Source organism: Kitasatospora sp. NPDC092286 (genome assembly GCF_044755565.1).
GTDB lineage: Bacteria > Actinomycetota > Actinomycetes > Streptomycetales > Streptomycetaceae > Kitasatospora.
In genome coordinates, this window is the sequence record NZ_JBIVRD010000090.1 from 1 (window position 1) to 7,295 (window position 7,295).

General features: G+C 68.5%; 5 protein-coding genes. 1 reads left to right on the plus strand and 4 read right to left on the minus strand.

The window, feature by feature from the left end:
- The first annotated feature begins 104 nt into the window (after window positions 1–104).
- Entirely contained in the window at window positions 105–899 is a 795-nt protein-coding gene (locus ACIQIB_RS39030; RefSeq protein WP_400764174.1) for a S1 RNA-binding domain-containing protein, read from the plus strand.
- On the opposite strand, the gene ACIQIB_RS39035 is transcribed toward ACIQIB_RS39030, so the two are convergent.
- The 4 genes from ACIQIB_RS39035 to ACIQIB_RS39050 are packed head-to-tail and all read right to left on the minus strand — an operon-like array spanning window position 896 to window position 7,065.
- Entirely contained in the window at window positions 896–2,791 is a 1,896-nt protein-coding gene (locus ACIQIB_RS39035; RefSeq protein WP_400764164.1) for a TniQ family protein, read from the minus strand. The two genes, ACIQIB_RS39030 and ACIQIB_RS39035, sit on opposite strands and share 4 nt — an antisense overlap.
- Window positions 2,706–3,974 (minus strand): AAA family ATPase, encoded by a 1,269-nt coding sequence (locus ACIQIB_RS39040; RefSeq protein ID WP_400764166.1) that lies wholly within the window; start codon window positions 3,972–3,974, stop codon window positions 2,706–2,708. The genes ACIQIB_RS39035 and ACIQIB_RS39040 overlap by 86 nt, the downstream gene beginning before the upstream one ends.
- The gene (locus ACIQIB_RS39045) at window positions 3,971–6,205 is read right to left on the minus strand and encodes a transposase (protein ID WP_400764168.1); all 2,235 of its coding nucleotides are present in this window, start codon (window positions 6,203–6,205) and stop codon (window positions 3,971–3,973) included. Before ACIQIB_RS39045 ends, ACIQIB_RS39040 begins: the two co-directional genes overlap by 4 nt.
- A 41-nt stretch (window positions 6,206–6,246) precedes the next feature.
- Window positions 6,247–7,065: a TnsA-like heteromeric transposase endonuclease subunit gene (locus ACIQIB_RS39050; RefSeq protein ID WP_400764171.1), complete on the minus strand. Its 819-nt coding sequence runs from the start codon at window positions 7,063–7,065 to the stop codon at window positions 6,247–6,249.
- Window positions 7,066–7,295: the final 230 nt, after the last annotated feature.

Sequence of the window (7,295 nt, forward strand, 5' to 3'; positions counted from 1 at the left end):
TGAGCCGTGACACGCTAGTTGGAACCTGGTCACGGGAGTTGGAACCAGTGCGGCTGGCGCCGACTAGGCTCACCTCCATGTCCGAGCCAGCCCCTGACCCTCGCATGCAGTCCTTGATCAACCAGCTCCGGCCGGGGGCCGTGAGAACGGTGAAGGTGACCGGGTTCGACGGAGCGGACGTCCTGGTGCAGGTTGTGGATGCCGAAGGAGAGGAAGCCGAGATCGGTCGGATTCCTCGGCAGGAGGCGTCGATGCGTCGGATGGAGCATCCATCCGAGCTGTTTGAGGTCGGCCAGGAGATCGAGGCCGAGGAGATCGGGCGTTGGCGCGGGGGTCAGCTTCACCTCTCCTCCAGGGCGTGCGAGATTCCGGCCTTGCGGTCCTTCCTCCTCGCGCTCGAACGAGGGCAGGTTGTCGCGGGGACGGTCTCCGAGGTTCACAACTTCGGGGTCTTCGTTCACATCGACGCCGAACCGGACGGCCTGTGCACCGGCTTCATCCGGGTGCCAGACCTGACGTGGGGCTGGATCAACCACCCCTCCGAAGCAGTCGAAGCCGGCCAGCGGATCACCGCAGAGGTGATCACCGCCGAGACGCGCTCCGGTCAGGTCACGCTCTCGTTGAAGGCTCTGCAGGAAGATCCACTCATTCGGTTTGCGGGTCAGGTCGGCCGAATCCTCACTGGGCCGATCACCAAGATCGTTCCCTTTGGCGTGTTCGTGCAGCTTGCTCCAGACGTTGTGGGATTCCTTCACCTCTCTGAGCTGACTGACGACCCGGCCGAGACTCCAGATCAGCTTGTCGATGAAGGCGAGCTGATCACGGTGAAGGTCGCCGAGGTCGACCTCCAGCGTCACCGGGTGCGGCTGGGCGCCGCTGACGGAGCGGACAGAACCTAGCGAATGGGCATGCTGGTGCCCTCTTCGATCTCCTCGATGAGGGCGTCGCCATGCTGACAGAGGAGTCCGCGTAGGGCCGTGTAGTGGTTCAGAGCGTCGGGGCGTGCGAGCTGGAACCAGGTGTTCGCCCGGCGCTGCCGCCAGGCTTGGCGAGTGTCCGGGGGTTGTTCGGATTCGATGTGCCGTGGCGCGTAGAGCGGCTCGCCGCCGGTGGCATAGGCCCAGATGAACGCGGACGCTTCCTGGCGCACTCGGTCGTCCAGGCCGGGACGGACGGGGCCCGGGACGGGCGGAAGGGCGATGATGATCTCGTGCCAGGTCTCGGGTGGCAGGGACCAGTCCCGCAGTGCTTCGCGTCGGCGCTGGTAGTTGGTGGGGTCTGATGCGCGGTCGAGTTCTTCGGCCAGGTTGTGCAGAGCGGCGTTGAAGGCATCCTGCCCCGTCTTGAGCCACCGCATGAGCGTGCTCGTGGCCGCGAACTGGCCGCCGGCGGGGCTGATGCCGAGGAAGTCTGCGGCGTCACCCTGTGCGCCGCCAGATGTCTGCTGGACGAGGCGAACGGCTGCGAGGCGGCGTACGGACTTCGCTTCCGCGTTGATCTGGAGTGGTGCGAGATGCTCCTGATACCAGCGCTCCTCCAGGAAGGCGGGGATGTGTTCGGGACGGTAGCCGTTGGTGCGGTCGGGGACCCGCGTTCCGTGGGGTCCGGTGCGTCGGTATGAGCGAACAGCAGGGGCGGCGGCTTGCCGCACGAGCGCCGAGCACGTGGAGCCGTGGCGTTCGAAGACATAGGTCCAGGGAATCCGGCTGGGCGGGCCGTTCTTGACCGACTTCGTGTGCTGGTCCAGAAGGTCGAGAAGGTTGGGGGCTTCGCGGAGGGCGGCGGCCGCTGTCAGGATTCCCGCTGTTGCGGTTGAGTCCTGAGGGGGTTGGTCGTGGGCTTGGCGTTGGCCTGACCCGAGTGCGTGGATGTGCGCGTCGACCCCTTCGCGTGCTCCGGTCGGGATCAGCTCCTGCCCGAGCGGCCAGGACGCGCAGAGCAGTGCGACAAGCACACGCAGGTCGGTGAAGTAGGAGACGGCGTCCTCGGGTGGGTAGTCGGGACCGAGGATGTCCAGGAGCCGCTGCTGGGTGTTCAGCATGGGCAAGTCTGGGCGGAGTCCGCCGTCGTGTTCGAGCTGGTCGAGCCGGACCCCGCAGGAGGGGACTGTCCGTCCCTGCGACCGGGTCTGGCCCACGGCTGGGAGACGGCACTGGGCGGGGTGCAAGGTGCTGTCTGCGGTCTGGGTGATCAGGTCCGTGATCGTGCGCGTGAGCTGGTGGGCTTGCGGGCATGCGTGCCGCAGGAAGACGCGGTGGTCAGGGCAGGCGAAAGCGATCGGTAGGTGCCAGAGCTTCTTCCAGGGGCCGCCGTGCTCTTGCTGGATGGGGCTGCCGTCGCCGGCCAGGCACTGCGGGCAGTAGCGGGGAAGATTGTTGAACAGCCAGTCTTCACGGGAACCGGAGATCGAGCGGCGAAGCGCCCGTGCGATGGGCGGGTAGCGGTCCGACCAGGGGACAAACGTCAGCGAGAGGGCTTCGTCGCTGCTCAGGCGTGTCATGCGGGCGAAGCCGCCGATGTCGAGGTCCAACAGGAGCCGGCGTCCCAGGAGCGTGGCCGCTGGGGCGGTAGTGCCGATCCTGCGAGCCAGTTGGATGGGTGAGAGACGGTGCCGGTGGGCGAGCCGCCGGAGATAGCCGCCGAGGGACTCACCTGGCAGCGGGTCCAGGCTGCGGGAAAGGGGCCGCCCAGTCGGTCTGGTGCTCTCAGCCATCGGCGGCCGGCCTGTCGCCGCGGTCGTCGAAGACGGTATTGCGGGGCCTGCGGTTCCTCTGCCGAGGCATCGGGACATCCTTCGGGATCTCGGGGATCTCGCCGGCCTCGGGGTCGAGGTCGGCGAGGTTGCCCAGGCGGATGGATGTCCTGGCCAGCAGTTCCGGGGTCAGTCTCTCCTCACGGCTGGTGATCGCCTCTGTGCAGCCGTCCTCGATCAGCCGCCGCAGCAGGCCGACGATGCCGTGCGTGCGCCTGTAGAGGTACTCGGGCATCTCGCCCTTGGTGAGCATGCCGTCGAAGGAACGGAACAGCCGCAGCTGGTCCTCGATCCCGGCGAGATGGTCCAGGAAGGCGGTGATCCCGGCTGGGGTGGTGTAGTCGAACGGGTCGAGGTCGACCATGTCGAAGCGCCGCTCGGTCTGGGTAGAGGCGGCTTCGTTGTGGCTCTTTCCGCATTTGACGTCGGGGAAGACCCACTGCTTGGTGCGCGGGTCGATGTAGGCGCCGCGCAGGAGGCCGGAGTTGGGGATGTCGACGCCGATCAGCACCAGCGTCACGTTCTGGTCCATCAGTTCGCGGATCAGGTCCAGGGTGTCCTGGTCGTCACTGCGGTGGAGCCGGAGTCTGGTCACGTCGTCGATGAGCAACGCGGTGGTGTTGTGGTCCCTGACCGCGTCGCGGACCGAGCGGATCAGGTCGTCCAGGTTCTTGGGGTGGGGGTCTCCGTAGATGTCCAGGATGGTCTTGCACAACGCCTTCGGCGTCGCGCGGACCGGCAGCCGGCAGTAGGCGACCGGCACGAACACATCCCGGGTGCCCGGGAGTTGGATCTGGTCCGGGAGGACCTGCCGGTGGACCGAGCGCCACAGGTCCTCGAAGATCGCCGCAGCGGAGCACGCGGTCTCTGTCTTGCCCTGGAAGCCGCCGCCGTTGATCATCAGGCCGTCGCGGGTGCCGGGCATGAACTTCACCGCGTTGTTCTCCAGGCGCCCGCGCATCAGGTTGGAGACCCGCATGCTCATCGGCGTCTCCTGGAGGCGCATATTCACGTGCGTGGCAGTGCGGTGCAGGTCGTGCAGACCGCGGCGCCGGGGACTGAGATCGGCGTACTCCCGCAGCGAGAGCCGCGGGGCGGGGACGAACGTGTCGCGGATCTGCCGCCACTGCTGCCAGCCCTCCCACCTGGTGCGGTCCGGGGGCGACCCGACCCGCAGGAACGGAACGATCGGGCTCTCCTCCTCGTCCGGCCAGCCGGTCACCGCGGCCCCTCCTCGTTGCTCTGGTCGTCATCGGGCAGCAGGAAGACGTTGCCCTCCCGGAAACTGGACCCCAGCGGGGGCGGGATCCTCGGGGCGCCGGGGACGGCGGCCTCTCGCCTGCGGCGGCGCTCGGCGTCGAGGCTCTCCTGGGTCTGCCGGGCGCGCTGCGGCCACTGCAGTTCGGTCACCGTCGCCCGCTCGTCCCCGCTCCCGGCCCGCGCGGACGCCGGTGCGGGGCGGTCGCTCTCGGCTGCTTTGGCCTGGGCGACCTCGCGAGCGTGCTCGGTGCGTTGGGACTTGTTCAGCTGGGTGGGCCACTGGCTGACCGGGATCTTGGAGCCGATCAGTTCCAGCAGCACTGGCAGCAGTTCGGTGTCGGTCTTGGGTTTCATCCCGCAGGCTTCGGCCTTCTTCAGCAGGTCGCGGACGCGGGCGTCGCCGAAGGCCGGCATCTGCCCGACCGCCGGCAGGCCAGTCCAACGCAGGGAGTGCCAGGCATGGGTGATCGGGTCCTGGAAGAAGACGGCCCGGCGGTCGCGCGGGTCGCGCCGGATCAGCCACTGACCCTTGTGCTTGCCGCCGCGCGTCGAGCGTTGGCCCCGGTAGTCGCGCAGGACTTCCTGGTCGTCGTACCAAAGCCCGCGGATCTTCACTCCGCGCCGGGCATCGATGCGCACGTAGTGCGGCGGCAGCAGTTCGTAGAACAGCTCGGGGGAAGGGATCTCCATCGCGAGGCCGGCCTGCGCGAACGAGGCTGCGAACAGGGAGTTCGGGCTGTGGATCCCTTCCGGATCCCAGCTGGGGGCGTATTCGCCCAACAGGCGCTTTTGCCAGTGCGAGACGATCCAGGTGGCGATCAGGTGTTCCATCTCGTCCACCGTCAGCACCGCGTCGGCCGCCGGATCGGCGCCGCGGTCGGCGGCGTCGACCCCGGTGTAGCCGGTCAGCAGCTCGAACAGCAACTGCCGGCAGGTGCCGAAAGCCCGTTCGCAGGCGGCCTTGTCCTGCGGGCGAAGGACACGCGAGGGAAGGATGTTGCAGCCGAGCACGCGCTGGACTTCGACCAGGTGGTGGTTGCGATAGACGGACCCGTGGTCGGTGGTCACCGTCTCCGGGGTGAAGAAGGGCAGGCCCGCGACCTTGTGGCCAGCGAACTCCGAGACCACGGCCGCGGGCAAGCCCGGGTAGGGCCACTCCAGTTCCTCGCCCCAGTCCGCGCGCATCGGCAGCGGCATCATCACGTCCCGCAGCAGCATCGCGACGTCCACTGCGGTGTCGGAGACCAGCGTGAGCCGGAACGCGACCAGCGAATGCGTGTAGGTGTCGAGGGCGATCGTTAGATGCGGCTTGACCGGATCGCCGAAGACGCCGTCGCGCACCATGACCGGCAGGACCGTGGTGTCCAGCGCGACGACCTGGCCCGGCCGGTGGACCACCACGTGCCCGTTCTTCATCGGCAGCTCGGCCGACCGCGCATAGCGCTGACGCGCGCCGCCGGCGCCGAACCACTCCTTCCAGACCCGGCAGAGCGTCCGGTAGCTCGGCACCTCCGTCGCCGTTTCGGGCTCCTCGCCGGTCTCCGGATCCTTCGCGTCGAAGGTCTCGCGGACGTACTGGCGGATCATGCGGTCCTTCGTGCGCATGGAAACCTTCGCCCCGCGCAGGGTCTCCTCACGGACCGCGAGGATCGCCTCCCGCACCTCCTCCGTCACCGTCCGATGCCCGCCGCTCTCCCGCAGCCAGCGATCGTCCGCGCACCCGATCAACCCGAACTTTCGCCGCCCGGTCTCCCACCGGATCAGGGTGTGGACGCTGACCGCATCCAGCCCCAGCAGTCTCGCCTGTTGCCTGTCCAAGGCGGCAAGCTCGGCCGCCTTCGCCCGCCGACGGCCCGTCAGGGTCGTGGTGTCCGGGTCGTACTCGGGCTTGGGCTCACCCGGTCCCGGACGCAGCGGTTCGCCGCTGCGGAACCCGGTCGCCACCTCCAGCAGATGAGCCATCCTCAGCTCAACGAGCGCCAGCCGCCCCTCTTTCAGGTCTTCGACGGTCTTGGACTGGCGCCCCCGGTCGGCACCGGCAGACGCTGTTCGCGAAGACGGCCGACAACCCGGGTGGTTGGCCAAGAACCGGAAGCTCACCCGCTGACGGACACCGTCGGCGGCGACGAGTTGGACCCGGCCAAGGTGTGGCTCACGCCGCTCGACCGTCCACTCAGCACCGTCCAGCACCACCCCTGCCCCGGGTGAGAGGTCCAGCACCGCCCCCGTCGCCCTCACGCCACCGCTCCCGGAGCCACCACCACGACCGAGCGGTCGGCCAGCGGCTCGGCCAGGTCGACCCCCAGTCGCCGATGCCAGAGCAAGTGCAGCAGCTGAGCCCGGGCCAAGGGCTCGTAGGCAGCTGAGGCCGCGAGTTCGCCGAACGTCAGGCCCTGCCGCGCGGACTCCAGAAGCGCAGGCCGCAGCCCCAGCGGGTCGGACAACGGTCGCCGTTGCGAGGAGAACGCGTCCAGGGCCGAGCAGATGTGGTCACCCCAGCGGGCGGCCACCGTGTAGTGCCAGCCGCAGGCCAGGGCGACCTCGGCAGACGCGGCGAAGGACTCCCGGTCCTTCTCCTCGATCAGCGGTTCCGGGCGCACGTCGATCAGCCAGACCCCTTGCCGGGTCACAGCGAGGAAGTCCGGTGTGTGGCTCCGGCGCTTGTCCTCAGTGTCGAACCGCAGCCTCATCGGCTGCGAGACGACGTCGACCAGGTCCCCGGCGAAGTCCAGCGCCTGCAGCAGCCGGGCCTCCTCCAGGCTCTCGGCGCCGTGATGGCGGCCGGTGCTGACCAGGAACTGGAGGCCGGGCCGATGGCGCTGGTCCCGCTGCCAGGAGAAGCAGCGGATCGGATCACCGTCCACCATCGGCGTCCGGACGAGGTCCCGCACCGGACAGGACACCTGATCGCCGCTGGTCTTCCACGTCACCGTCCACCGCTCGGTCCAGCCCTCGCCCAGGGCCAGGCCGCCCCGGCCGGCCTCTACGGAGACCGGGACGAGAAGTTCGTCCCAAGCGGCGCGGTGTGACCACAACGGCTGAACCGCTGTCATCCCCGCCGTACCCGCTGCCCTGCGTACGCGCTCGATCGGTTCCATATCTCTCAGGAGAGCGGCTGCGGACCCCGCGAGCCCGGGATGTCCGGAACTGGTTCCAACATGAATGGCAATCCACTGCAGGTTGCAAGAAACGTGACCAGATGGTTCCAACAAGCGTGTCCCGCAGGGTCGAAACCGCCAGGTCACCACACCACGCTGGTTCCAACTATCCTGTCTCGGCACAG